Annotated in this window: 27 protein-coding genes and 3 pseudogenes; 6 read left to right on the forward strand and 24 right to left on the reverse strand. The window is 58.0% G+C overall.

All coding sequences use genetic code 11. From position 1 onward, the window contains the following. Window positions 1–8 precede the first annotated feature (8 nt). The 17 genes from BLU48_RS19355 to BLU48_RS19430 form a co-directional block, all read right to left on the reverse strand. Entirely contained in the window at window positions 9–221 is a 213-nt protein-coding gene (locus BLU48_RS19355; protein WP_017137071.1) for a tail protein X, read from the reverse strand. Continuing rightward, window positions 214–597: a phage tail protein gene (locus BLU48_RS19360; protein WP_057021842.1), complete on the reverse strand. Its 384-nt coding sequence runs from the start codon at window positions 595–597 to the stop codon at window positions 214–216. The genes BLU48_RS19355 and BLU48_RS19360 overlap by 8 nt, the downstream gene beginning before the upstream one ends. After that, the gene (locus BLU48_RS19365) at window positions 597–2,417 is read right to left on the reverse strand and encodes a hypothetical protein (RefSeq protein WP_057021841.1); all 1,821 of its coding nucleotides are present in this window, start codon (window positions 2,415–2,417) and stop codon (window positions 597–599) included. Before BLU48_RS19365 ends, BLU48_RS19360 begins: the two co-directional genes overlap by 1 nt. Before the next feature lie 127 nt (window positions 2,418–2,544). Continuing rightward, complete coding sequence (locus tag BLU48_RS19370) at window positions 2,545–3,117, reverse strand: phage tail assembly protein (protein WP_056845358.1); 573 nt, start codon at window positions 3,115–3,117, stop codon at window positions 2,545–2,547. A gap of 182 nt (window positions 3,118–3,299) precedes the next feature. After that, entirely contained in the window at window positions 3,300–3,806 is a 507-nt protein-coding gene (locus BLU48_RS19375) for a phage major tail tube protein (RefSeq protein WP_056845359.1), read from the reverse strand. After that, window positions 3,806–4,972 carry a phage tail sheath protein gene (locus BLU48_RS19380; protein WP_057021840.1) on the reverse strand — a complete coding sequence of 389 codons (1,167 nt, stop codon included), beginning with the start codon at window positions 4,970–4,972 and terminating at the stop codon, window positions 3,806–3,808. Before BLU48_RS19380 ends, BLU48_RS19375 begins: the two co-directional genes overlap by 1 nt. Before the next feature lie 2 nt (window positions 4,973–4,974). Then, window positions 4,975–5,148 carry a hypothetical protein gene (locus BLU48_RS32065; RefSeq protein ID WP_003189022.1) on the reverse strand — a complete coding sequence of 58 codons (174 nt, stop codon included), beginning with the start codon at window positions 5,146–5,148 and terminating at the stop codon, window positions 4,975–4,977. A gap of 88 nt (window positions 5,149–5,236) precedes the next feature. Next, window positions 5,237–5,473, reverse strand: a complete 237-nt coding sequence (locus BLU48_RS19385; RefSeq protein WP_057021839.1) for a tail fiber assembly protein — start codon at window positions 5,471–5,473, stop codon at window positions 5,237–5,239. Between the two features lie 9 nt (window positions 5,474–5,482). Continuing rightward, window positions 5,483–6,235 (reverse strand): hypothetical protein, encoded by a 753-nt coding sequence (locus tag BLU48_RS19390; protein ID WP_057021838.1) that lies wholly within the window; start codon window positions 6,233–6,235, stop codon window positions 5,483–5,485. Window positions 6,236–6,288: 53 nt separating this feature from the next. Then, entirely contained in the window at window positions 6,289–6,819 is a 531-nt protein-coding gene (locus tag BLU48_RS19395) for a hypothetical protein (RefSeq protein WP_057021837.1), read from the reverse strand. Continuing rightward, a complete protein-coding gene (locus BLU48_RS19400; protein WP_057021836.1) occupies window positions 6,816–7,454 on the reverse strand; it encodes a phage tail protein I in 639 nt (212 codons plus the stop codon). The genes BLU48_RS19395 and BLU48_RS19400 overlap by 4 nt, the downstream gene beginning before the upstream one ends. Further along, a complete protein-coding gene (locus BLU48_RS19405; protein ID WP_057021835.1) occupies window positions 7,451–8,446 on the reverse strand; it encodes a baseplate J/gp47 family protein in 996 nt (331 codons plus the stop codon). Before BLU48_RS19405 ends, BLU48_RS19400 begins: the two co-directional genes overlap by 4 nt. Continuing rightward, window positions 8,443–8,775 carry a hypothetical protein gene (locus BLU48_RS19410; protein ID WP_057021834.1) on the reverse strand — a complete coding sequence of 111 codons (333 nt, stop codon included), beginning with the start codon at window positions 8,773–8,775 and terminating at the stop codon, window positions 8,443–8,445. The genes BLU48_RS19405 and BLU48_RS19410 overlap by 4 nt, the downstream gene beginning before the upstream one ends. Window positions 8,776–8,784: 9 nt before the next feature. Further along, a complete protein-coding gene (locus BLU48_RS19415) occupies window positions 8,785–9,396 on the reverse strand; it encodes a phage baseplate assembly protein V (RefSeq protein WP_057021833.1) in 612 nt (203 codons plus the stop codon). Window positions 9,397–9,399: 3 nt separating this feature from the next. After that, window positions 9,400–9,915 carry a hypothetical protein gene (locus BLU48_RS19420; protein WP_057021832.1) on the reverse strand — a complete coding sequence of 172 codons (516 nt, stop codon included), beginning with the start codon at window positions 9,913–9,915 and terminating at the stop codon, window positions 9,400–9,402. A 23-nt stretch (window positions 9,916–9,938) separates the two neighbouring features. Beyond that, window positions 9,939–10,277 (reverse strand): phage holin family protein, encoded by a 339-nt coding sequence (locus BLU48_RS19425; protein ID WP_043048845.1) that lies wholly within the window; start codon window positions 10,275–10,277, stop codon window positions 9,939–9,941. 590 nt (window positions 10,278–10,867) lie between these two features. After that, entirely contained in the window at window positions 10,868–11,611 is a 744-nt protein-coding gene (locus tag BLU48_RS19430; protein ID WP_172833446.1) for a LexA family transcriptional regulator, read from the reverse strand. A 234-nt stretch (window positions 11,612–11,845) separates the two neighbouring features. Between BLU48_RS19430 and BLU48_RS19435 the strand changes: the two genes are divergently transcribed. After that, on the forward strand, window positions 11,846–12,334 hold the full coding sequence (locus BLU48_RS19435) for a Panacea domain-containing protein (protein ID WP_056845367.1): 489 nt from the start codon (window positions 11,846–11,848) through the stop codon (window positions 12,332–12,334). Continuing rightward, window positions 12,327–12,698 carry a hypothetical protein gene (locus BLU48_RS19440; protein ID WP_057021831.1) on the forward strand — a complete coding sequence of 124 codons (372 nt, stop codon included), beginning with the start codon at window positions 12,327–12,329 and terminating at the stop codon, window positions 12,696–12,698. Before BLU48_RS19435 ends, BLU48_RS19440 begins: the two co-directional genes overlap by 8 nt. 62 nt (window positions 12,699–12,760) lie before the next feature. Here the strand turns inward: BLU48_RS19440 and BLU48_RS32570 are convergent, their stop codons facing one another. From BLU48_RS32570 to BLU48_RS19460, 4 genes are all read right to left on the reverse strand, one after another. Next, window positions 12,761–12,970, reverse strand: a complete 210-nt coding sequence (locus tag BLU48_RS32570; RefSeq protein ID WP_307718377.1) for an ultraviolet light resistance protein B — start codon at window positions 12,968–12,970, stop codon at window positions 12,761–12,763. Between the two features lie 26 nt (window positions 12,971–12,996). Next, entirely contained in the window at window positions 12,997–13,650 is a 654-nt protein-coding gene (locus BLU48_RS19450) for an RraA family protein (protein ID WP_057021830.1), read from the reverse strand. Window positions 13,651–13,677: 27 nt separating this feature from the next. Then, entirely contained in the window at window positions 13,678–14,733 is a 1,056-nt protein-coding gene (locus BLU48_RS19455) for an NAD(P)-dependent oxidoreductase (RefSeq protein WP_057021829.1), read from the reverse strand. A 64-nt stretch (window positions 14,734–14,797) separates the two neighbouring features. Further along, entirely contained in the window at window positions 14,798–17,485 is a 2,688-nt protein-coding gene (locus BLU48_RS19460; protein ID WP_057021828.1) for a phosphoenolpyruvate carboxylase, read from the reverse strand. Between the two features lie 436 nt (window positions 17,486–17,921). Between BLU48_RS19460 and BLU48_RS19465 the strand changes: the two are divergent. After that, a pseudogene (locus BLU48_RS19465) lies at window positions 17,922–18,095 on the forward strand (DUF3077 domain-containing protein); the annotation flags it as partial. A 43-nt stretch (window positions 18,096–18,138) separates the two neighbouring features. Here BLU48_RS19465 and BLU48_RS19470 read toward each other — a convergent pair. Together BLU48_RS19470 and BLU48_RS19475 are read right to left on the reverse strand one after the other, a co-directional pair. Beyond that, a pseudogene (locus BLU48_RS19470) lies at window positions 18,139–18,534 on the reverse strand (DNA adenine methylase); the annotation flags it as partial. A gap of 201 nt (window positions 18,535–18,735) precedes the next feature. Continuing rightward, window positions 18,736–18,927, reverse strand: coding sequence for a hypothetical protein (locus BLU48_RS19475; protein ID WP_057021827.1), 192 nt, complete (start codon window positions 18,925–18,927; stop codon window positions 18,736–18,738). Between the two features lie 159 nt (window positions 18,928–19,086). Between BLU48_RS19475 and fdxA the strand changes: the two genes are divergently transcribed. Further along, a complete protein-coding gene (fdxA, locus tag BLU48_RS19480; RefSeq protein WP_082636609.1) occupies window positions 19,087–19,410 on the forward strand; it encodes a ferredoxin FdxA in 324 nt (107 codons plus the stop codon). A gap of 26 nt (window positions 19,411–19,436) precedes the next feature. On the opposite strand, the pseudogene BLU48_RS32715 reads toward fdxA, so the two are convergent. Further along, window positions 19,437–19,726, reverse strand: a pseudogene (locus BLU48_RS32715) (phage terminase large subunit family protein); the annotation flags it as partial. A 421-nt stretch (window positions 19,727–20,147) separates the two neighbouring features. Here BLU48_RS32715 and BLU48_RS19485 point away from each other — a divergent pair. After that, the gene (locus BLU48_RS19485; protein ID WP_057021826.1) at window positions 20,148–20,423 is read left to right on the forward strand and encodes a DUF3077 domain-containing protein; all 276 of its coding nucleotides are present in this window, start codon (window positions 20,148–20,150) and stop codon (window positions 20,421–20,423) included. A gap of 214 nt (window positions 20,424–20,637) precedes the next feature. Next, window positions 20,638–23,229, forward strand: a complete 2,592-nt coding sequence (gene mutS / locus BLU48_RS19490) for a DNA mismatch repair protein MutS (protein WP_057021825.1) — start codon at window positions 20,638–20,640, stop codon at window positions 23,227–23,229. Window positions 23,230–23,355 lie beyond the last annotated feature (126 nt).

A 23,355-nucleotide genomic window follows, 5' to 3' on the forward strand; every position in this document is an offset into this window, starting at 1 on the left:
CAGCCTCCTTAATCCCACGCCAGCACGGGTCGTACAGCCGCCGGCCTGGCTTGCATCTCAGGCACGATCACCCATACGCCGGCCGGCAATACCGGACCGTATTCAGCCAGTTCAGGGTTCAAGCGCCAGAGGGTTTCTTCCGCAGCGTCGTCGCAACGCCCCAGCTCGCGATAGAGCAACAGGTTGACCGAATCACCGGCGATACTTCGCACTCTACGCATTGACGAACTCCTCCAGTTCCAGGGTCCAGGTCATGACCATGGCAGTGCCGTCATCGATCACGTTGCTTTGGGTTTCCACCACTGAGTTGATCCGCCACAGCCCCCAGTTACGGCCGATACCATCGACCAGCGGCAAAGGCGCACGCGCATTTTGCAGTGCGCGCAGTTCGTCCAGGCGCTGCATGCCGGTGGCGTACATGGCCGTGCCGCTGAACGTGAGCTTTTCCAGCTTCTGGCCGTTCTGCCGCGACTGGGGTTTGCTGGCAATAATCGCCAGGTCACTCCAGCCGCCGTCGCTGTTGCGGATCAACGACGAATAGGCAAAACCTCGGGACAAGCCAAAGATAAAGTCGCCGAGTACCATTTGTTGTCGCATCAATCACCTCCTGAAGGATCGGCCAGTGCCGCGTTGCGCCGAATGCCAAGAGAGTCGGTGACCATGGGCATGCATTGAAACTGCAGTGCCTGGATCACCTGGTTGACCACTTGCTGGGCATCGGCGGGGTTGACGCCGGTGATCTGGATACTCGGTGAGATCGTGACCTGAACGTTATCCGTGCGGGCACTGTTGAGCTCCTTGCTCAGTGCATTGGGTGCGGGCAGGCGATCATTTGAGCTGAACAGTTTGTCACCGAGCCAACTGCCCGCTTCGCTGCCCAGCAAGCCACCGATGGCGCCGCCAACTGCGGTGCCGATACCTGGGAAAACCAGGGTGCCGAGCGCGGCGCCGGCGGACGCTCCGGCCCAGGCGCCACCGGCGGTGCTGAGACCGGAACCGACAGCCTTGGCGTCGTCAGTGCGTACGCCCTGAATCACATCAAACGCCGTGTCGGCGTACCTCATCGGGCCAAGGCGGCGAGCACCCGCCAGCCCCAGTTTGCTCACTGCTCCCGAAGGATTGGCAGGCATCTTCAGCGGGCCCGGCAGAGGTTCACGACTGAAGTTGCGAGCCTGTGGCGCTGTCGCTACCCGACCTTCGGAAGGCATGGGGATGAGCTTGCGCTCTAAGGCTTCGATCAGCCCTGGACCTCTGCTCGCTGGCGACTGGCCCGCAGTTCCACTCTTGCTTCGACGGTTCGCCACGGCCACTCGAGGTTGCAACCGTCGAGCCGGACCACCGGCATCGAAACCTAAAAATGGTGCAGGCAACGATGCCTTTGCATCACGTTCGAGGCTGTTTAGGATCCGCGCAAACACACCGCCGTTCTTGCGGGCGGGTGATCGTTTGGTCGAGGCAGTCTTCGGTGCAACCAGTTGTTTCTTCGGCCTGTTCTGAGTGTGTTGAGATCCCTGCTTTTTTTGCGACCTCGGCTGACGAGGGTTCTTTTTCCCGCGAGAACCTGGCGAGCGCGAACGGCGGCTTTCGATGGGATGCTGAGTTGCCGTTGCACAGCAGCACGACTTATCTTTTTCAGCACCGCCCTCCTTGAACAGCTTGCCAACACCCGGAAGCTTACCCAGCGTCGCATCGACCACGTTGCCTGCAACGCGGGTTTTTATCGTTTCTCCCAAACCGGAGAAAAACTCGGAAAACACCGGCGTAACGGCGCCCGCTGTTTTAACCGCGCCCGCCAGAGCCGGCGACTCTGCAGCAGCGCCATTGACACTATCCACCAGGCCCGTTTTGGCTTTCAGCCAAAGTGCTTCGCCCCAGACCGGCGTGGCCTCCAGGGTCGTAGAGAAACGCTTGCCGCTTTCGCTGGACTCCTCGCGCAGCGCCTTGATCGACTTTTCCGAAGTCGCCGTTTTGTCAAACTTCAACTGGCTGCCTGAATGCTGCAGCGCACTTGCCAGATCGATTATCTGTGCGCTGCCCAGCGTCATGGCCTCGCGGGTATGGCGCAAATCCTCTGAGGTGGTCGAAACGGATTCAGCCACCGTCTTCGATTCTGTTCGCCCATCCATGTTGGACGAACGCACAGCAATCGCCCTGAGCGACGACAAGGCGGTGTCGAGAGAATCCACACCCTCACGCAATGAGCCGAGCGACAGAGCCAGCTCATCGAGTTTCAGCGTCGCGTCAGTGAGGGCGGCAACTGTCCCGGACAAGTCAGCCAGACCTGTTGATGGGGTTGAGCTGCCAACCGACAAAGCGCCAAGGCTGACGATATCGGCGTCATGTGCGCCGTCTGTAGTGCCGAACGCATCCCGGCCATTCTTGGCCATGGCATATGCGAGCGAATACTTGTCCTGCATCCCGCTTACTCCTGTTTAACGCCAAGGCGAGTGATCGCAATGTCGTAGCGGCGCAATGCTTTTCCGGCGTCCCAGTCGAGGATCTCCGCCTCATTGACCGAGTAGATCAACGGCACCACATCGAGGATTACGTCGATGTCGCGCTGCGAAAGAAGTCCGCCGGTTGATTTAAAAAATCGTCGATGCGCTCCTGCAGTTCCGTCCAGTCGGGCACGGTCAAACCAGCCAGGTCGGGAATCATCAGGCCGGTGCAATGGGCGGTAATGAACTCGGCGCGCTCTTTGTTAGTGGCGAGCTTTTTCATCACTTTGGTGGCGCGCAGGGCGGGCATTTCCAGGGGCAGTTCGGTCAGGGTTCGGCCGGCTGCGTCCAGGGGCAATAGCAACTGGACGGGTTGGTCGTGGGGTGTCGCGTCCTGTGCGTCCATGAAGAACGACGCAGGGCGCGTCGACATTTCATGTACGTACTGGGCAATGCTCACGTAGTCCGGACGCTTGAGCTGATCGAGCTCTTTTTCCGACAGGCCGGTGGCGAGTTTCGCCAGTTCGAAAAACTGATCGTCCTCGTCATCACCGGCCCGGGCCAGCGCGTCTTTTTGCGCGGCGTAAAACAACGGTTTGAGCTGAACCTGCTGGATCGTCGCGCCGGTGTCGGCGGTGATCGGAGCCAGCAGGATATGCAACGGTGGCATCCAGGCCATGGGGCAATTCCTTGTTGAAAGGTATTGAAAAGTACCGAAAATCCAGATCTGAACGCGGTCCCTGTAGGAGCAGGCTTGCCTGCGATAGCATCAACTCGGTGCTCCAGACACACCGAGTCGCCTGCATCGCGGGCAAGCCCGGCTCCCACATTGACCGTGCCTGCCTTAGATTGCAGTCATTTTTAAGGCATCAGTACGGCGCGGCGCGCATCGCCAAGAATGTCGACACCGTTGAGCACGAACTTCTGGGTGCGCACGTCGATGTCGATCACCGAAATGCCATTTTCCAGACGGTTGTAGGTACGGCAAGACAGTTCCAGTGTGGTGGTGGCCTTGTCGCCCATCTTCAGCTTCGCCTCCTCCAGGGATTTGAGCTTGCCGCCGACGGTGTGGTAGGTGAAGTAGGTCTTGCCGTCCTGGTCCTGGCCGGCTTCACGCACGTTCAGCAAAATGTCGTCGCCCGTGCGCACGCCCAGGGCCAGCATGATTTCCGGGCCGGCACCTTGCAGCACCAGTTTGGCATTGAGCACTTTGCCGCTCTTGGCCATTTCTTCGGCGATGAAACGCCCGCCGGACATGGCTTCCATGTCGAACTCGATCTTCGGCGGGGTGAACTCTTCCACGGTTGCGGACAACGGCAGGCCTTGAAGGGTGGCCGCGATGGCCTGTCTGACTCGGTTGGTAAACATTAGAGAACGTCCTCCAGGAACTGCTCGATGATTTCATCGCGGGCGTTGAGTTGATAAACCATGTGTTCGTTCGGCGCGTAGCGGCCGTAGTCGATAACGATGAACCAGGTGCCGTTCTTGTACTTCTCGACGCTGTTCAGTTCCGGGTGCAGGTATACGCTGCCGCCGGGAATGGTTTCGTCGGCCACCAGGGTTTGCAGCCAGTCGTTGATGCGCTTGACCTCCTGGTCCATGAAGGACTTGGTGAGGTTCTTGGCCATGGCTTTCTGGCCGGCCTTGACCAGCTTGCGGCTGATGGCATCTTCCAGGCCGACGTAGCTGATGAACTTGCCGGTGATGGAGCGGTTACCCAACAGCGAGAAACCGCCGAGGATGGTGCGGGCGTAGTAGCTCACGCCATGGCGGTTGAGCAGGTCGCCCTCGGTGGAGGTGTCGAGGATGTTGTACTCGACCACGCGGGAAACGTCCTCGGCGAAGGTCACTTGGTTGCCGGGGCTTTCCCACTGCTTGACCTTGGCCAATGCGGCGATGGCCAACGAGGATGGCGACAGGAACACGTTTTTCTTCGCGGCCTTGGAGTACACCGACGGCATGTTGTGCACCAGCAGGCAACGGTCGAAACCAAGGTCGGCACCGCCCAGCTCGCCGCTGTAGGCAACTTGGTCTGCAACGGAAGCGTCCTTGCCATCCAGCACCACACGCGCCTTGATGCGCTTGCCGAAGGAGGCGAATTCACCGGCCACGGCCTTGGTGCCGGTAAAGCCTGGGGCGCCAATGATGGTCAGGTCTTCCGGGACGCTGCTCAGGGCCGCCAGTCCCAGCTTGCGACCGGTGACCGGGTCGTTGCCGCCGATCACATTGTTGACGGTATCAGCCGGGGTGGCGCCTTCTTCGACAATGACCACATAGACCGGCACCTTGACCACTTTGAGGATCTGGTACACAGCCTGGAACAAGGTGCCCGACTCGGTGCCGGTAGGGTCCAGCAACGCCTGGGTGGTGAAGCTGTTGATACGGAACGGCGCGTTTTTCGGGATCGATGCGTGGGCATTCGGCGCAGTGCCGACCAGCCCGATCACGTTATCGCCAAGGCCGCCCATGGCCTCGGGGGATTCAGTGGCATTCACAGTGATGCCGTTGTGCTCGAAGTTCAGGACTTCTGCCATGGTTATTCAGCCTTCTTGGGGGTGGAATTGAGGACGCTGGTCAGTTCCAGGCGGCCAGCGGTGCGTAGGGCGGATGCTTCGACGTCGAGCAGTTCCAGTTCCTCGCCGGCGGTGGACCAATGGCCGTTGCCGATGGGGAATGGGATGAGGACGGTGTAGGTTTGGCGGGTGGGCATGGGTGGAAAACTCCGGGTGGAAAATGCAAAAGCCCCTGCGGGGAGGGGCTTTTGAGGGGCGAAAAAAAACCGCTTTCGCGGTTGTCAGTTACTTGAGGAAATCGGGTTTGGATGGCCAGATTACTGTGTCTGGATCGTCTCCCTGATCTGGAATATCACGCAGCTTCTGGCGATATTCAGCAAATATGAGCTTGTGACTGTCGAGCATCGGATAGTCTGGCATCGCTGCATAATCACTCGCCGACAAGTCTTGATCCCTTGCCTTACGAATCATTTCCCACTTGATAATCGGATGGAGTTCCGCAGGTATAAATTGTGGTTTCATATTCTCTCCTCAGCCTAGAGCCAACATCGTGCCCCAGTCACCTGGGTTGGTTACAACGCCTGTGCAAGCCCCTGCCAGCATCACCTCAACGACGCCAGTTGATGATGTGCGCATCGGGTGCAGATGGTAATAACTACCAAACAATTCTGTAGGAGAAATGACACTGGAACACCAGCGCCATTTGCCTTTCTCAACGCCATTACTCCATGCTCCAGACACGTTACCTTCCAAAAGACGCACGAATGCACCTACCGTCAGGTAGGAGTTCTGTGGTACTGCACCAGAGCCATTCGCGAGCGCCATATCGACCGTGTAAGGGAACGCAAGCCAAGGACTAACGCCTGAAACCGACCATTTCATTTGCCACAGATATACAAACGTGCGCCAATAGTCGCTCGCCCTGATTTCAAAGTTTGGATATTGTTCACGCACATCTGCCTGCACCTGAAGCATGAAATCCACATCAGTCTGCGGGCGTCCGGCCGCTTGAGAGACAGGGGTGATAGTTCGCAACTTAGTGGGCGTCACTTCAGCATGAATCCCCCAGTTTTCAATCAGTGTCCCGTCGGCATTGGGGGAAAGATTAAAGTTCTTGGTGACCGCTAACCTTGGGAGTCTATTTTTCAACTCCGCCAATTGAGCGTCATACGCCAAGCGGGCATCCGCTATCGCCTTGTCAATTTCCCCGACTTTTCCGGTAATAACATTAGTCAAGTTATTTGCCGCACTAACGACGGCAGCAAGTTGCTGTTCAGTACTCAAATGAAAGCTCCTAAACGCTTGGAGAGCGTCATGTAAAATCAATTAAAAACGCTCTATTTCTTTTCGACTTCCATCACCCGAAATAGAACCCCTACACCGCGTGCCATATTGTCTATGCTCGCGGCCGACAAGGCCGCAATTTCATCAGTCAATAGCACATTCAAATTCTCACTCCCCACCACAATCGTCACGCTATCCGCCGGCAACGGCGAAATATCCAGCGTAAACTTCTGCAGCACTCGCGCCGCCGCCGCTTTATACGTCAGCAACTTCCCCGCTACGGAATACACCGCCAGCAAGGTCCCACTGGCGAGGTAAAAACCGAACTCACCAATCTCATACTCACCATCGCCATCAAACAGCGCGGCCATCCTGAGTTGGCGCTCGCCCAGGTCTTCGTAATCGACGATGGCCACCCGTTGGCGCTCGTCACGCAAGGCGACTTCGCTGCCGTCAGGGTTGTAGCGGCCAGTGCCGGCGCCGATGTGGGTGATTTCGCCTTTGAGGCCCTGGTTCTTTGCCTGCAGCACTTCATCCAAACCTTTGGAGGTGAAGCGCACCAGGCGCGTGATTTCATCTGTCATGGCTGCGCCCTGAGGTCGTAGTCGTTAATGGTGTAGTGCTGGGCAACCCCGGCACTGTTTAACCGGGCAACCAGCGCCAATTCCGGCAACGCGCCGTTTAGATAGAACTCGCCGTCGCTTAAAGGAGCGTCGAGGACTTGTGTGAACGCGAGTTGACCTTCGGTCTCATGCACGATGGTAATCGTCGCCTGATCGCGCTCACTCTTGGCCGCATTGATACGCCGGATCAGCCGGTTGTGATCGCCGCTGGACCAACTGCGTCCGATGATCGCCTGCACGTCGAAGGTGTAAGGCACACCCAAAGGGCGCTGCTGATACCAGGCGCTGATGTTAGGGGTAAAACCCAATGACTCCACCGCATGACTCAGCGCCTTGGGCGTACCGGCCTGGCGCTGGATCTGCCAGGACAATGCGACGGTCAGACGCTTTTCCGCCTCGCTGGCCTCGGCATCCCATTCGCTGACGCCGCGGTCGGCGGCCAGGTAAGGGAGGAATTCGCTTGGGGTTTGAAGTGGATTCATCAGCGCTGGAAACGGCGGTGTGACTCGTTCAAGCAACGTGCCGAAGCCCAAGTCCAACGCCTTTTCCAGCGGTGAACTGTTGGCCGGCAACAAACTCGCTTTAGGTTCACTCATAGCGTGCGCACCTCCACCTCGACACCCGTGCAATACGGGGCCTGGAACGCGGTGCTGACAATCGGCGCCAGCGGTTCAAGGATTTGCAGTTGCGCAGCGCCAGCGCTGTGTATGGCATAGTCGATCCAGCTGGGGTCAACCCGCCCTTCCAGGCGATGGCAGGACTCTGCGTAGCCTTGCAACAGTTTCTGCGCGGCCACTTGGGTCAACCCGGAGTCCGGGCCGGCGTTGATCTTGGCCACCACGCGAATTTTATAAGGTTGAATCTGCGCACCTTGGACGGTGACAAGGTCGGTTTCCGGCCGTACATCCGGTCGTGCGAAATGTCGACGTACACCGTCAAGCAAGTCCGCAGACGGTGTACCGTCGCCCTCCCTGGAAAGCACGGTGACCATGACTTCGCCCGGTGCGGTGCGTCGAGCGTTGCCGTCCTTGACCTGGGCCGCATAACCATCCGGATCGAAGGTGTAGGTGACGGTCACCACTCCAGGCGTCGCACTCTGCACTTTCACCGCAGGACGCTCGCCAAGGGTGAAGACTTCGCGGCGATACTGCATCCGCGAGCCGGCCGCAGGAGCATGGGGCGCCAGGTAGTAACGCAGGCGAGCGTCGTCGTCGCTTTCCAGGGTGGGCGGCACGGGCGGGAAAGCCGCCGGGTCGCCAGGGTCGAGCACTTGGCGCTCCAGGCCCATATCGGCCAGGCGCGCATCCAGGTTGCTGCCGGTGGCCCACCACGCGAGCATCTGCTTGATACGGGCGTTGTATTTGCGCTCATGGGTTTGCAGGCGCACGCAAAACGCTTCCAGGGCCAGGGTCAGCAGTTCGCTTTCGTTGTCGAGGCTGACCTTGAGTTTGGCCGCGCTTTGCGGAGCTCGGCTGGCAACGTAGTCGATGACGAACGCCTTGAACTCGGCCAGCAACGGTTCGAACTCATCCACCTTGATGATGGCCGGTTCCGCCAGTTGGTTCTGGCCGGGGATCAGCATGCTCATGTCACGACCTCGAAGGATTGTTGGCGGTTTTTCCAGGTGCCGGCAAACCGCAGCAGCAGGCCGGCGCCTTGGCGGGTGGCGACGATGACCTGGGGTTCAAAATCGTCGATGCCGTTGTGGGTGTTGTAGAACGCCTGGGCGGCGTGGCTCTGGGCGAGGATCAGCAGGTCATCACCGAGGTTTTGCCCGAGCAACTGCGGGATCAGCGAACCGTACAACGGACGCTTTTGCCGAGTGCCCACGGGGGTGGTCAGCGCTCGGGTGGCGCGCTGCACAAATTGCAGCCAGTCATCGACGGCTGCCCCGGTGTTCCTCTCGATTCCGAGCATGGGGTGTCCTTATCGGGGGCTGATGAGTCGTCCTTGGTGGTCCACTACCGGGCCGCTGAAATGCGCGCCGCTGGCATCGAGCAACAGGCTGGTGCCGCCGACCTGCAGGACGATGCCGTGGGCGTTGAGGGTCAGGCTGGTGGCGCCGACCTTGACGTCGACTTGTTCGCGGGAGCCGCTGAAGGTAGTGGGGCCATTGACCCAATTGAAGGTATGACTGGCATCGTCATAGTCGGTTTGGGTGCCATCTTGATGGCGACGCCGGGTCAGCGTCGCAACACTGGAGACCGGTGGAAAACGATCACTGTTGAGACCAAACAGGGCCACGGACTGCGCACCGCCCTCTCCACCCCCGTAGTTGAGCAACAGACATTGTTCGCCCACCGTTGGAATGCGGGTTTCGGTTTGCGCACCGGCGCTGGGGTTGAAAAAGCGGATCGCAGGGGTGAGCAAGTCACCGTGGCTGACCTTGCAGGTATTGCTGGCAGCATCGACCTGCTGGCAAATGCCAATCCGGCAGAAGCTTTCAGCGCGGCGGTAAAGGTCTTCGAGTTGGGTCTCCATCTCTGCCAGGCGTTCGACGATCGGTCCCAATTGCATGCGTAACAGCGCGTCGAACATGGGCTACTCCGCCAGTGGTTTGTATTGGGCCGGGTCGTCGATATTGGAGACGTCCCAGGTGCAGGCAAACAGCGGCTGGCCTGTAGGATCCTCAAGTAGCGGCGGCCCCAGATAGAGGGTTTGGGTGAAGGAGACCGTCCAGGTGTCGTAGTCCGCATCAAGGGTGCTGCGCACAGCCGGAGCGGCAACAATATTTGCGGGCAGATCGCACTGTGCCTGGGGCAGGTTCCAACGGTTATCCAGCACCAGGTCCATCAGTTGGCTGGCCAGGTCGCAGGCATCGAACGGCAATGCACCGGGGGCGACCATGGCCCTGATTGAAATGCTCAGCACGTGGGCCTTGCGCCCTTCGCGAGAGCGAATGCCCGGGCCATTGCCTTCGACGGTGACCTGCACACCGGTTTTTTCAACGTCGCCCTGGAAGTCCTGGTGGCTGCCGACCTTGAGGTCCGGGAAGGCTGCATGCAGCGCAGCGCCCACGGCCTGGGGCAGTTGGGATGGCTTTTCGATAAGCGTCATTTTGAGTAGCGTCCTTGCAACAATTACTGCGGGTCCTGGCCGGAGCCTTGGTTGATCCCGATGCGCTTGGCCGCCCACCGCTCATAAAGGCCGATGGCCACATCGGCACCGGCCATGGCGGTCAGGCAACCAATGGCGCCGGCGGTCCAGATCGACATGCCGGCGGCGTAGCACAGCATCAGCGCCGAAACCCCACAGACCATGCAGGCCCCGGAGCGCAGCGCCAGACGGCGGATCAACGACCAACCGCGGGCACCTTCCTTGTCGGCGCGCCACATTTCTCCAGACACTCCGCCGATCACGGCCAATACGATCACCAGCCAGATAGGCATTTCCGCTAACGCTTGCTGTTCATTTGTCATGTCACGCCTCCTGGCTGAGCAATTAATAATCCATATTTCATTTACACATGCTTCGATAGGTAGGCATTCCAAAAAGCCCGGTTACCCGGGCTTTTCAGTAATGCTGTCCTCGGACTTTCGGCGCTACTGGCGCGGTACGGTCCTTTCCTCAATGTTTTTCCGACCACGATCCCTGTCTGCCGGATAACTGCTTCTGGTGCTTTACGCTGCACACCCGGGTCAGTTGCCAACCCTCTGAACCATCAAGGCCGGTTCATCGCTGCCTGTTTTTGAAGCGTTGAAACTAAAGAGCGTCGGCATCCTTGCCGGTGTTGCCTGGCATCCCTGCCATCGCTTCGATGGCGTCCTTGCCGATGTTGCGTGCCTTCCTTGTCTTCCTTGGCAGCATCCTTGCCGCCTCCACCAGGCCTTGTTGGCTGGCTTGAGGTGAAGAATATGCATGTATGCATATACAGTCAATGCATAAATGCATTTATTTTGGCCGTGGAAATGCACGTATGCATTCGAAGCCTTGCGGGCTTGGGGTTTGGCGGTTTTCTGCGGGCGAAAAAAAACCCGCTCATGGGCGGGTTTCGTCTTACGCGAGGAGGTTAACGGGCGTACATGCCCCACCAGAAAACATGCCCGAGAATGCTGATCTGCTCATCCTGGATATCCTGGAAGCTGTAGTCCTCATCCGGATGCTCATCACGGTTGAAACTGCGCAGGCGGATTCCCGAAGGCAGGCGGTAGAGCTGTTTAACCCGCAGTTGGCCGTTGTGGTTGATGGCATACAGATCACCATCAACGATATCGCCGATGCCGCTCTTGCCGGCATTCACGCCAACCGTGGCGCCGTCGCGCAGTACCGGCAACATACTGTTACCGCGCACCGTCACGCACTTGGCCTGGTCGAACTGCACTCCGTTATGCCGCAGGCTGCGCTTGCCGAACCGCAGGCTGGCCTTCTCGCTTTCCTCGATGACGAATCTTCCTGATCCAGCAGCCAATTCAACCTCGCGCAGAAAGGGGATCGACACCTCGTCATCATTGACGGGAGTGTCGTCGTCCCACAGGCTTATGTCCTTGAGTTCCGAATGCATCGGGTCGCGCCCGTCATCGCGCAACCCACCCACCGCAGCGCGCCCGCGCAGTTGGTCGGTGCTCACGCGAAAATACTCGGCGATGCGCGAGATGTGTTTATCCGACGGATCAACGATCTTGCCGCTGAGGATCCGGGACAGTGTGGATTGAGGCACGCCGGTGCGCCGATGAAGCTCCGTGGGGGAGATTCGGTCGCGATCCAGCAGCTCTCTTAAGACGATAGAAACGTTGCGTTTTTGCATAACGCGGATAGTGACGGGAGTTTTCGGAGTTGGCAAATGCTAATTTGCATATTTATGCATTAAACAGCCAATTCTGTTTACCATGAAACAAAATACTGTATATGCAAACAGTGAACTACCCATTACTCTTGCGGGCGGCCTGATGTTGAGACACCAAGGATTTCAGCGTCCCTTGCTTATCGACAATTCAGGGGCTATGTATAAAACTCATTAATCACCTAGCCAGCAACGACGGAGGTGCTCATGGCTTATTCAGCGCTAGCTGTCGCTAACGCCTTCATTGAACGTGCGAAGGAAGGCAAGGTTTCGGGCCTGACCCCGATGAAGCTGCAGAAACTGTTGTTCTATACGCAGTCCTGGCATTTGCGCGAACGGGACCAGCCCCTTATGGATGACCACTTCGCCCGCTGGCAATATGGCCCGGTCATCCCGTCGCTTTACCATGAGTTGAAATCCTATGGTAATCGCCCGGTGACCGCGCTGCTCAGCAACCTGAAGCCCGACGCCGAAGACATTGTCTTCGTGACACCGAGGGTTCCTGAGAGCGACACCTACACCCATCGTTTGATTGACCGGATCATTAACAAATACGGCAAATGGTCCGGCACCCAACTGTCCAACCTTTCCCACGAGGACGGCACAGCCTGGGCCCTCAAGGGCGCCGACGGTTCGGCCATTGACTGGGAAGACATGGCAGCACTCATTCACCCAAAGAGCCGCATCCGTGAGTGAGGAACTCGATAACCTGGAACTCACCCTGCCCCCCGTGGCAGGGCCTGACCAGGACTCCCAGGCCGGCGGCGAGCAAGCCCTAGGCACCGACGATGAAAGAAGCCAGAACCTCAAAGACCAGAAGGCCGAAAGGCAACTGCGCAAGAAGTATGCGGGGCGTGCGTTTTGGTTCGCTGCGTGCGGGGTGATCTTCTGGGGGGTCCTGCTGGTGTGGAATGGCTGGTCGACGTATTACTCGGGTAAGGCGCCGTTCTCGGACAATGTATTGATTGCCATCACTACGGCGACTTCAATCAACTTGTTTGCGGCGTTTCTTGGGGTGATCAGAGGGTTGTTTCCGGCTAGTGGGCGTAAATCCAAATAGTCTGGTCGTACTCATGCCCCTGACTTCTCTCTATCCGGCATTGAGATGTGAGCGCGCAAAAGTCAGCTCATCATTTTCAAGGCACTGATCGGATTTTTAGTTTTTGCCCACCTTATCCAGCAGCGACCGGCTGCAAAAATCGCACCGAGGCGGAGTTTCATCTTGCGGCCAACACCCCAGATTTCCGCCACGTCCGTATTGCGCAAGACCCAGTTCCGCTTAATCGGGTCGGTGATATTGGCCACCCCGGCCAGCATCAACTGAAGCCGCACCCGCGGCGGCTTCTGTCGTCGGCCAGTCAGCGGCGCGGAGTCTGCAAGGCGTGGTAGCCGTAATCGGCGCGAGCTTTGCGTAGAGGAACGCCCGCCTCGATAGCCGCACGAATATGTTCTTCGGCCTGGTGGATTTCTTCGGCCACCGCCAGCACTTCGCTCAGTGAACCGGCCGGAATCACCACCAGGCCATCACCGTCGCCGCGCAACCAATCATCGGGTTGTACCCGCACGCCACCCAGCGTAACGGGCGCCTGAATCGCTTCGACACGCACGCGATCCTTGCCGGTGCGCATCCAGTTACCCCGGGAAAAGATCGGGTAGTTAAGCTCCAACGCACGGTCGACATCGCGGCAGATACCGTCAATCACCGTCCCGGCCAACTGCCTACGGGCGGCGGTAGAGGTCAGCAAATCGCCCCACACGGTGGTGTCGAGCCGCGCCTGGTTGTCGATCACTACCACCTGGCCGGCCTCAAGGTCGTCGATGTAGTCACCCACCGAGCCGCCGTCCAGGCCAATAGGGCCGTAGCGCAGGGTCCAGGCTTTGCCTGTGAGGTTGAACGACCGGTCCAGAGGCATGATGTCGGTGCACTGGCAAACGATTTTCAGGCGGTCCATCGCATCGCTGAGGTCGGTGCAACTCAGGGCGTCGAGGCGGGTAACAATAGAGGTTTGCATGATGTGGCCTTCCTTGTGTCCTGTGGGTTAACGCGCGGTGGCGTCAGCACTGAATGCGTGGATCTTGTCGACGATCTGGCGTGACGCCGTCCGGATTGCCGTGGCGGTATTGCCAGCGATGTGCGGCGTCAATTGCGCATTGGCAATAGCGGTCAATGGCGAGTCGAAGCGGTCTTTTTCAAGGGCAAAGGTATCGATGGCGACGGCTTTGATATGCCTGGGAAACTGGCGCATGAAGGCGGCCAACTGGTGTTCGTCGACGATCCCGCCGCGCGCGGTATTGATGAGGATTGATCCCTGGCGCATCTGCTGGAACTCGGCAGTGCCGAACAAGCCTCGGGTCTGCGGGGTGAGCGGTACGTGGATCGAGACGATGTTCGCCTCGGCCAGTAACTGTTCAAGACCTGCCCGTCGTTCAAGCCCAAGGCTGTGCGCCACCGGTTCGGTAAAACGTTCGGACCCGGTAGCGATCACCTTGATGCCCAGCGCCGCAGCCTTGCGCGCCACCTGCCGGGCAATGCTGCCGGTGCCCACCAGCCCAAGCGTCAGTTCGGCGTATTCGCAGGCAGGTGCCAAGGAGCCTTTTGCCCAATGGCCGTTGTGCGTTTTAGTGTTGTAGTCATCCAGGTCGCGCGACAGAAACAGCGCCTGGGCCACGACGTATTCGGCAACAGCGGCCGCGTTGGAGCCTGGGGTGTTGAGGATCGCCACACCACACTGCTCGCACGCCAGCCGATCAATATGATTGACCCCTGTGCCAGCCTGGGCAATGGCGCGCAGTGGCGTGGCCAACGCCGGCGAGGTGGCAGCGCGGATCAGGCCAGCGCCCAACGGGATGTTCAGGCGCGTCTTGAACACGCTGTAGCCCCCGGCCTGACTCACGGCGGCAATAAAGCCAGGCTCGTCATGGCAGTTGATCTCGGCATAGTGAATGCGCGTGCCGTAGTGCTGCCGAATGCGCTCTTTGTCCGCGAAATAATGCAGGTTGAGGGTGACGCCCAGGCCCAGTTCAAGAAAGCGATCGGCTTCCTCAAACAGTAACGGCGGCCCAGGGGCATCCAGTATCAGGGTGGTAAATGCCATACAGTTGATCCTCTTGGAGGGTAGCGCCTGCCGATACCCAGGTTGCCCTGGGCATCGAGGTTAATCACCAAGTGAAATGGTGGGCGCTTGCGGGATCGACCAGGCCTGCATCGGTACTCACGGCCGCGAGGAACCCGCTGTAGAAATCATTCAGCGATGACGACTGGATGAACGCGGGATTGCTTTTGGCGTAGATCAGAAACAAGCGATAGATTCGCAAGTTCTTTTCCTTGAGGTAGACCTCGGCCTTGAGACTGGGCCACAGGTTGAGCAAGCTGCCCTCCTTGAATTTCCATGGATCTGCCGGCTCGGTGCCGGTGGTGGCCTTGTACACGAAGCGCTTACCTTCAATCACTTCCAGATGCAGGCTGGCCAGCAGCTGTTCGGCGGTGCCGACGGCTTCGGTCTTCAAGGCTTGCGCCAGCATCTGGATATGGGTCTTTTCCGGGATGCTGCCGGTCAGGGTCAGCCAGGCGCATTTGAGGTCGGTTCGCGCAATGGCGTAGGCCATGCCTTTGACGTAGGTGTGAAAGCTCTCATCCTCGTTGAAGGCCTTGGACAAGTAAGTTGCCGGTTCTTGCGCAAACTGCCCGACGCCGATCAGTTCGCTGTGCAACCCACCGGCCAGCAAGGCGCGGGTCCAGGGAATCGCACGAATGGCATCGGGACGCGACTCGAACACCTTGATGTTGAAGATACGAGAAGGCGGCCGGGTGCCTTTGGCTGTGGCCCTGACCACATCGAATCGCGCCAGGTCCCGCAGCAGGGAAGGCAGCGCCGGATGCTCGAAGAACGTCGCCTGGTAGCGGCGCACCACGTCCCCCCAACGCTGAATCCTGCCGGCAATGACCTCCTCGGACGGCTGCGGCTGGCGCTCGGCGTGCATACGGTACAACTGGCTGAGAAAGTTGACGGACTGGTTGCGGGTCAGCAGATGAGCGCGCATCTCCGCGCAGCCGGCCAGCATGAAGCGGGTTTCCGGGCCCTCCAGCGCGCCGAACTCCTGCAAGGTCTCGGCGATCACCCCATTACCCCGTGCGTGTTCCCCGCCCATGATGACGTGGACGACCACCTCGATGCCGTAGCGGGCCGCGATCAACTTGTGCTGATTGGCAATCGCCATGTTCAGCTTGTGCATGGCCTTGCCGCCTTGCTTGCCCGTGTCGCTGGGGCCAAACGTGATGTATTGGCGGTTGCCGCGCGTTGCCAGGTGCTGGCGGTACACCGGGTTTTCGTACACCTCATGCACCGTGGCCAGCGTGCGCTCGGCGCCTGCCAGATCTTCAGGTTGCAAAGCGATGTCAATCCCGTCCCGTACCTGGGCCGCTTTCATCAGGAACAGCACCTCTAGCGCGCTGAGGGCCGAGGTGTACTCGGCGATCCCGTGGATTTTCATCCGGTCGCGATAACGGTCGATCATTTCAAACCGTTCCACCGCATTGCGCGCATCGTGCATACGGATATAGCTCGGATCCTGCTCCATCAGCGCAATGTAATCCTGGCCGGCATATTGCTCGGCTTTCCGGGTGTAAATCGGCGTGGTGCGTTGCAAATACTCCTGCCACAGGGCAGCGGGCGTCCGGGCCGCCCCGCCCTCCAGCGCGACCTCAAGGGCGGCCTGACGCGCACGCTCATCCAGCTCGTGATAGTGCCGGCCCTGGCCCAGGCCGATGGTTTCCAGCCACTGGCTGGAAAGAATCTCATCGACCACGCTGCTGAACATCTCGGCGTTTTCACGAAACTCGATATCCAGATAGTGAAAGCCAAACGCATGCACCCGCAGCAGCAGACGGTCGATGGCGGCGGGCTGTGTAAAACGGATGCTGCTCAGTGCGTCGATCAGTTCGGCGGGACGCTTGAAATGCTCGGGATGATCCTTGCCCACGCGAGCACGAATCTCTTCAAGGCGATGCCGTGCGCCGCCGTCCTTGATCAGACTGTCGATATCAGCGATGTAGCGATTGCGCAGCGCCGTTTCCAGCGCCACCACCAGGGTTTCGGTGTGCTGGTTGGTGTCATAGGGGCGGCCATCCTTGTCGCCGTATAACCAGGTGAACAAGGTCAGCCATTTTTCCTGCGGCGCCAGGCCCAGGGCGTGATGCACGTCGGGCAACGCGTCATACACACTGTCGGCGTAAAAAATCTGTGACTCGATATCGGTGCCATTGCTGCCCGACCACACGGCGTTGTACAACTCCAGCAGGAGCTGCGCGGTGACTTGAGGCTTTTTCAAGCCACGGTCCTCGACGTGCTGTGCCAGTTTCTGCAAGACCAGCACAACGGAATGCTTGAGCTGGTCGGTCTCTTTGCACAGCACTCCCAGGCTGATATTTACCCCCGCCGGCGCTGCAATCAACTGCGGATCGAGCGTGAGCAACTGACGAGGCAGACTGGCTTGCGAAGCAATCTGGGTCGCCACACTCCTGACCGACAACTCGAAAAGCAGTTGCTTGATCAGCAGCAACTTCCAGAACGCCTCGACGTCTTTGCTGGAGCGCGATTCGAAGAACGCCTTGCCCAAGGCTGCAGCCAATTTCGAATCACCCTTGTCCAGATACGACAGCGTATCGATTTCAGCATAGATCCTGAGACAGGCACGGGCATGCGGGGTGTGGGAAGCATCATCCGTGTTGGCCTTGAGTGCGTGCTCCAGGGCTCGCCATAGGACGTCATGCAGTAGCGCAGGGTTGGTATGGCCGATTGAGGGGCGAGTTGATGCATTTTCCAGTATGGAGTTGATCACATGATTCATGGGTTCAAGCCTCGATAATTGTCAAATCCCTTGTTTGCAGTACGCCGAACAGACACACGCAAAATCATCAATGTCCCAGGCTTAACCCACTGCGTCGCAACGAACGGAACTCACCTGTTCGCCGACAGAAAGCCCCCTTGTCGGTACCGAAAAACGGCAAAAAAAAGAAACAATTTGTTACATCTGTGAGCAATAAAACATGCTCCGAATTTTTCAACAAAAGACCTTTTTGGAATAGAAAGTTAGGAAAAACTGGTAGGAAGCTAATAAAAATCACATCAATGATTCTGTTTTAGTACAGGTGTTTTTTCTAAAACCCTGATTATTCGAAATTAAATCCACCCGCTCAAAAACGCTCGCCCCAAGAAGAATCTCGCGCAGGCACGGCCTGCGAGCGCAACCTAAACAATTCTTCATAAACACGACTTTATGAATAGCCTTGCACCACGCCTCTAATCTTCTCCACGTCGCCAAGCTACTCGCAGAAGATGCGGCGATGACCAAGGAGACGGACCGTTATGCCTGGGCTTCGCATTACTTGCAGGAAATGGTCAAGGCGGTGGTTGATGATGTGGTGAAGGTGTTGGATTCGCCGGTTAATACTCAGTAAGCCGCGAAAATAGAAAAGGCGGGTAACCGCTAACCTGTGGCGGCGCCGCTCCTTTAGTGGTGGATGTCGGGGCGGCACCGCTTTTGTTTTTTTTACCTATCCGTTGCTGCAGGTAAAAGAATCGGGCGACGCGCTGGATGTCGGTGAGGGTTTCCGGGCGGGTCATCTTCTGCCATTCGAACACCTGCCGGAAACTGAGCGCCCATTTGAACTGGCGCACGAATTCTTCCAGGTGGTTCTGCACGACGCGGTACAGCGTCACCAGGTCGCCGTTGATGTCGTTGAGGACCTCAACCGGTGCTGCCTGGGGGCGCATGAGGTAGAGCGCGGCGCCGCCGGCAAACACTTCAACGTAGCGTTCGTGTGGCGGGAAGAGCGGGATAAGGCGGTCGGCCAGGCGGCGTTTGCCGCCCATCCAAGGGATGATGGGTGTGGACATAAAAAAGCAAGACCTTTGCTGTATGGATAAACAGTTATAGACTCGCTTTGCTTTGTGCAGGAAGCAAGAACGTTGGCTGGACTTGCAGGGATGATCTGCAGGAAAGGTGCCGGGTTGGGGGTTGACGCATCCTGCTCGACCGCTCCTTTTACTTCGATGTAGAAACTTCTTTTACGTAATCCCGACAGGCCCGTAAGGCGATCAATCCTTGATCAGCCGAACCTCGCATGGTCGCGGCCCGGCTACGTTTGTAAGCGACACACGAATCTCGTTGCGGGCCTTGAGCAATTCGTCGGTAAAGCGGTATTCCACTGTGCGGTCGCTATCGAGCACGGTCTTTTCAGCAGCGATGGCGCGCTCAATGGCTTCGAAGTGCTTTGGCGTGAAGGACAATGAACAAGCTTCTAATAATCCGGGGGAATAACAAAGAGTGCTAAGAATTATAAAAAACTGTCATTTCCGACAGTTACAAATCCTATACAAATCATGCCAACTAATACTCACAACAAAAACCACCAATAAAAGATTTCGTAATATGTGAGGAGATTTAAGATGACCTATGTAGTGACTGACAACTGTATAAACTGCAAATATACCGACTGCGTTATGGTATGCCCGGTAAATTGCTTTCACGAGGGTCCAAATTTTCTAGTAATAGATCCTGATGAATGCGTCGATTGCGAAGCGTGCGTACAAGAATGCCCAGCGGGTGCTATTCTCCACGAAGACGCACTACCTCTTGAAATGAAAAATTTCAAAGAACTCAATGCTGAATTAGCTAGGGGCTGGCCAAAAATCACCAGAAACAAACCTGAACTTCCAGATGCTTATCGATGGGTGAATATGGATAACAAACTTGAACTTTTAATACGTTGATATAAGTAAATCCACCTTTCGCCTGCTTATCGTCTCTTAAGATAGCCGCTACTGGCTACGACGTTGTAAAGGTGAACTTACGCGTACAGGCACGCCAACTACAACTGCCGGCACCTGTTGCGACGGACTGTTCAATACTGGCGCAGTTTATTCGTTATCGTCGACAACGCTCATCCTGAACAGGATTTATGCATAGCGACTCATCAAACAAACCAGATTGCACCAGTGTCTGGCGTACCCGCGCCCAATCATGTTCCTGATACCGATTAATGCCGAGGTAATGCGCCATCGTGAAGCAATACACCTTCAGAATAAGGGGACGCATTTATTTTCCATCGGTAATCCACTCCTTTCGTATCAGCATCAGCAACGTGGACAATCCACGCCCCCAGTTGCGCGCCCCCCACCATCACGCTAATCTCCCTTCGTCGCTGCAAATTCAGCGACCGGGCGTGAGAACCCGAGTCAATCAAGGCGCAAAGCGCCCAAGAACCCTATCGCGGCGCTTTTTTTCGTCTGCGATATCGTTTTATGGCGGCTGTGCGTGGGAGACCCTCGGGTCTACCGGTTGCCTTGATTGCCGGTTTCTCACCCTGCGCACAGCTGCCACCCAAATCTGTGAGAAGGTTCGTGGCAGTTCCTCAAATCAAGGAGCTTTCACTTATGTGCTTCTATGTTTACCGCACCAAACGGCGTCACCCTTCTCGATTCATTTCCTCCATGCTCGGAGGTGCTGTATGAATTCTGTGCAAGACCTGACCACCCTCGGCGTCACCCCCTTCTCCTTTCACTCCGACCAACCTCTATTCCGCGTTAACAGTGGTGTTTCCCTGCAAGAAGCCTTGCACCACGCCTCCAATCTTCTCCACGTCGCCAAGCTGCTCGCAGAAGATGCGGCGATGACCAAGGAGACGGACCGTTATGCCTGGGCTTCGCATTACTTGCAGGAAATGGTCAAGGCGGTGGTTGATGATGTGGTGAAGGTGTTGGATTCGCCGGTTAATACTCAGTAAGCCGCGAAAATAAAAAAGGCGGGTAACCGCTAACCTGTAGCGGCGCCGCTCCTTTAATGGTGAATGTCGGGGCGGCACCGCTTTTGCTTTTTACCTATCCGTTTGCGACCTGCGTCCTCCCGACCTCGCGTGTTAACCTTGCCGCCATCGCAAAAAATGCTGGGCCAAGCGCCCCCTTTGCCCCATCACTTTCAACGAATTTGCCTACTACCCAATGAGTAAAAACACTTCAGACCTGTCCTCCCACACTCCGATGATGCAGCAGTACTGGCGCCTGAAAAACCAGCACCCTGATCAGTTGATGTTCTATCGCATGGGCGACTTCTACGAGATCTTCTATGAAGACGCGAAGAAGGCCGCCAAGCTGCTGGACATTACCCTGACCGCCCGCGGGCAGTCGGCGGGGCAGTCGATTCCGATGTGTGGGATTCCTTATCACTCGTTGGAAGGCTACTTGGTCAAACTGGTGAAGCTGGGCGAGTCGGTGGTGATCTGTGAGCAGATCGGTGACCCGGCCACCAGCAAAGGGCCGGTGGAACGCCAGGTGGTGCGCATCATCACCCCAGGCACGGTGAGTGATGAGGCGTTGCTGGATGAGCGTCGCGACAACCTGATCGCTGCGGTATTGGGCGATGAGCGTCTGTTCGGCCTGTCGGTGCTGGATATCACCAGTGGCAATTTCAGTGTGCTGGAGATCAAGGGCTGGGAGAACCTGCTGGCGGAGCTTGAGCGCATCAATCCGGTGGAGTTGTTGATCCCGGATGATTGGCCCAAGGACTTGCCCGCCGAGAAGCGTCGTGGGACCAAGCGTCGTGCGCCGTGGGATTTCGAGCGTGATTCGGCACTGAAAAGTCTGTGTCAGCAGTTCTCGGTGCAAGACCTTAAAGGTTTTGGCTGTGAAACCCTGACATTGGCCATCGGCGCCGCCGGTTGCCTGCTCAGCTATGCCAAGGAAACCCAGCGCACCGCCCTGCCGCATTTGCGCAGTCTGCGTCATGAGCGTCTGGACGATACCGTGGTGCTCGATGGCGCCAGCCGTCGCAACCTGGAGCTGGACACTAACCTGGCCGGTGGGCGCGATAACACCCTGCAATCGGTGGTCGACCGTTGCCAGACCGCCATGGGCAGCCGCTTGCTGACCCGTTGGCTGAACCGTCCGCTACGGGACTTGACCGTGCTGCAAGCGCGTCAGACGTCTATTACCTGCCTGCTCGACGGCTATCGCTTTGAAAAACTGCAGCCGCAACTGAAAGAAATCGGCGATATCGAACGTATCCTGGCGCGGATCGGCCTGCGTAACGCGCGGCCCCGTGACCTGGCGCGCCTGCGTGATGCCTTGAGCGCCCTGCCGCAGTTGCAAGTGGCGATGACCGAGCTGGACACGCCGCACCTGCAACAGCTGGCGGTGACTGCCGGCACTTACCCGGACCTCGCGGCACTGCTGGAAAAAGCCATCATCGACAACCCGCCCGCGATCATCCGTGATGGCGGCGTGTTGAAAACCGGCTATGACAGCGAGCTGGATGAGCTGCAGTCCCTGAGCGAAAACGCCGGGCAGTTCCTGATTGACCTGGAAGCCCGCGAAAAAGCCCGCACCGGCTTGGCGAACCTTAAAGTCGGTTACAACCGTGTCCACGGTTACTTTATTGAGCTGCCGAGCAAGCAAGCCGAGTCGGCGCCTATCGACTATCAACGTCGCCAGACCCTCAAGGGCGCCGAGCGTTTTATCACCCCGGAGCTCAAGGAGTTCGAAGACAAGGCGCTGTCAGCCAAAAGCCGCGCCCTGGCCCGCGAAAAGATGCTCTACGAAGCCTTGCTCGAGGACCTGATCAGCCGCCTGGCGCCATTGCAGGACACCGCCGCCGCCCTGGCGGAGCTGGATGTACTGAGCAACCTCGCCGAACGAGCGCTGAACCTTGACCTGAACTGTCCACGGTTTGTCAGCGAGCCCTGCATGCGCATTGTGCAAGGCCGACACCCTGTGGTGGAGCAGGTATTGACCACGCCATTCGTCGCCAACGATCTGTCGCTGGACGACGATACACGCATGTTGGTGATCACCGGTCCGAACATGGGCGGTAAATCTACCTACATGCGCCAGACCGCGTTAATCGTGTTGCTGGCGCATATCGGCAGCTTTGTGCCGGCAGCCAGTTGCGAGCTGTCCCTGGTGGACCGTATTTTCACGCGGATCGGTTCCAGTGATGACCTGGCCGGCGGCCGTTCGACCTTCATGGTGGAAATGAGCGAGACCGCCAACATCTTGCACAACGCCACCGAGCGTAGCCTGGTGCTGATGGATGAAGTGGGCCGCGGCACCAGCACCTTCGACGGCCTGTCCCTGGCCTGGGCGGCGGCCGAGCGCCTGGCGCATTTGCGCGCCTATACGCTGTTTGCCACCCACTACTTCGAACTGACGGTGCTGCCGGAAAGCGAACCGCTGGTAGCCAACGTGCACCTCAATGCCACTGAGCACAATGAGCGCATCGTGTTCCTGCACCATGTGCTGCCAGGGCCAGCCAGCCAGAGTTACGGCCTGGCCGTGGCGCAGCTGGCCGGTGTGCCGAACGACGTGATCACCCGCGCCCGCGAGCACCTCAGCCGCCTGGAAACCACAGCCCTGCCCCATGAAACGGTGGTCACCAGCCCCGCCAAGGCCAGTAAGAAACCTGCAGCGCCGCACCAGAGCGATCTGTTCGCCAGCCTGCCCCATCCGGTACTGGATGAGTTGTCCAAGCTTGATCTGGATGACTTGACACCACGTAAAGCGCTCGAAATGTTATATGCACTGAAGACTCGGATATAACGCAGACGCTTGCAAGCTGGTAGACTCTCGCGCGGTTTGGGATGCTGTGGGCTTTTAGCCTGGCCTGCAGACTATCGCTCCCAAACCTCGCGAGCCCCGCCGGAAGGGGTTTCGCTGCCGCCGCCT

Origin of the sequence: Pseudomonas synxantha, from assembly GCF_900105675.1 — a bacterium.
Lineage (GTDB): Bacteria > Pseudomonadota > Gammaproteobacteria > Pseudomonadales > Pseudomonadaceae > Aquipseudomonas > Aquipseudomonas synxantha.

Coding starts and splice junctions, on each gene's coding strand:
- BLU48_RS19355 (WP_017137071.1), bottom strand. CDS start 221: ATGCGTAGAGTGCGAAGTATCGCCGGTGATTCGGTCAACCTGTTGCTC.
- BLU48_RS19360 (WP_057021842.1), bottom strand. CDS start 597: ATGCGACAACAAATGGTACTCGGCGACTTTATCTTTGGCTTGTCCCGA.
- BLU48_RS19365 (WP_057021841.1), bottom strand. CDS start 2,417: ATGCAGGACAAGTATTCGCTCGCATATGCCATGGCCAAGAATGGCCGG.
- BLU48_RS19370 (WP_056845358.1), bottom strand. CDS start 3,117: ATGGCCTGGATGCCACCGTTGCATATCCTGCTGGCTCCGATCACCGCC.
- BLU48_RS19375 (WP_056845359.1), bottom strand. CDS start 3,806: ATGTTTACCAACCGAGTCAGACAGGCCATCGCGGCCACCCTTCAAGGC.
- BLU48_RS19380 (WP_057021840.1), bottom strand. CDS start 4,972: ATGGCAGAAGTCCTGAACTTCGAGCACAACGGCATCACTGTGAATGCC.
- BLU48_RS32065 (WP_003189022.1), bottom strand. CDS start 5,148: ATGCCCACCCGCCAAACCTACACCGTCCTCATCCCATTCCCCATCGGC.
- BLU48_RS19385 (WP_057021839.1), bottom strand. CDS start 5,473: ATGAAACCACAATTTATACCTGCGGAACTCCATCCGATTATCAAGTGG.
- BLU48_RS19395 (WP_057021837.1), bottom strand. CDS start 6,819: ATGACAGATGAAATCACGCGCCTGGTGCGCTTCACCTCCAAAGGTTTG.
- BLU48_RS19400 (WP_057021836.1), bottom strand. CDS start 7,454: ATGAGTGAACCTAAAGCGAGTTTGTTGCCGGCCAACAGTTCACCGCTG.
- BLU48_RS19405 (WP_057021835.1), bottom strand. CDS start 8,446: ATGAGCATGCTGATCCCCGGCCAGAACCAACTGGCGGAACCGGCCATC.
- BLU48_RS19410 (WP_057021834.1), bottom strand. CDS start 8,775: ATGCTCGGAATCGAGAGGAACACCGGGGCAGCCGTCGATGACTGGCTG.
- BLU48_RS19415 (WP_057021833.1), bottom strand. CDS start 9,396: ATGTTCGACGCGCTGTTACGCATGCAATTGGGACCGATCGTCGAACGC.
- BLU48_RS19420 (WP_057021832.1), bottom strand. CDS start 9,915: ATGACGCTTATCGAAAAGCCATCCCAACTGCCCCAGGCCGTGGGCGCT.
- BLU48_RS19425 (WP_043048845.1), bottom strand. CDS start 10,277: ATGACAAATGAACAGCAAGCGTTAGCGGAAATGCCTATCTGGCTGGTG.
- BLU48_RS19435 (WP_056845367.1), top strand. CDS start 11,846: ATGGCTTATTCAGCGCTAGCTGTCGCTAACGCCTTCATTGAACGTGCG.
- BLU48_RS19450 (WP_057021830.1), bottom strand. CDS start 13,650: ATGCAAACCTCTATTGTTACCCGCCTCGACGCCCTGAGTTGCACCGAC.
- BLU48_RS19455 (WP_057021829.1), bottom strand. CDS start 14,733: ATGGCATTTACCACCCTGATACTGGATGCCCCTGGGCCGCCGTTACTG.
- BLU48_RS19460 (WP_057021828.1), bottom strand. CDS start 17,485: ATGAATCATGTGATCAACTCCATACTGGAAAATGCATCAACTCGCCCC.
- fdxA (WP_082636609.1), top strand. CDS start 19,087: ATGACCTATGTAGTGACTGACAACTGTATAAACTGCAAATATACCGAC.
- BLU48_RS19485 (WP_057021826.1), top strand. CDS start 20,148: ATGAATTCTGTGCAAGACCTGACCACCCTCGGCGTCACCCCCTTCTCC.
- mutS (WP_057021825.1), top strand. CDS start 20,638: ATGAGTAAAAACACTTCAGACCTGTCCTCCCACACTCCGATGATGCAG.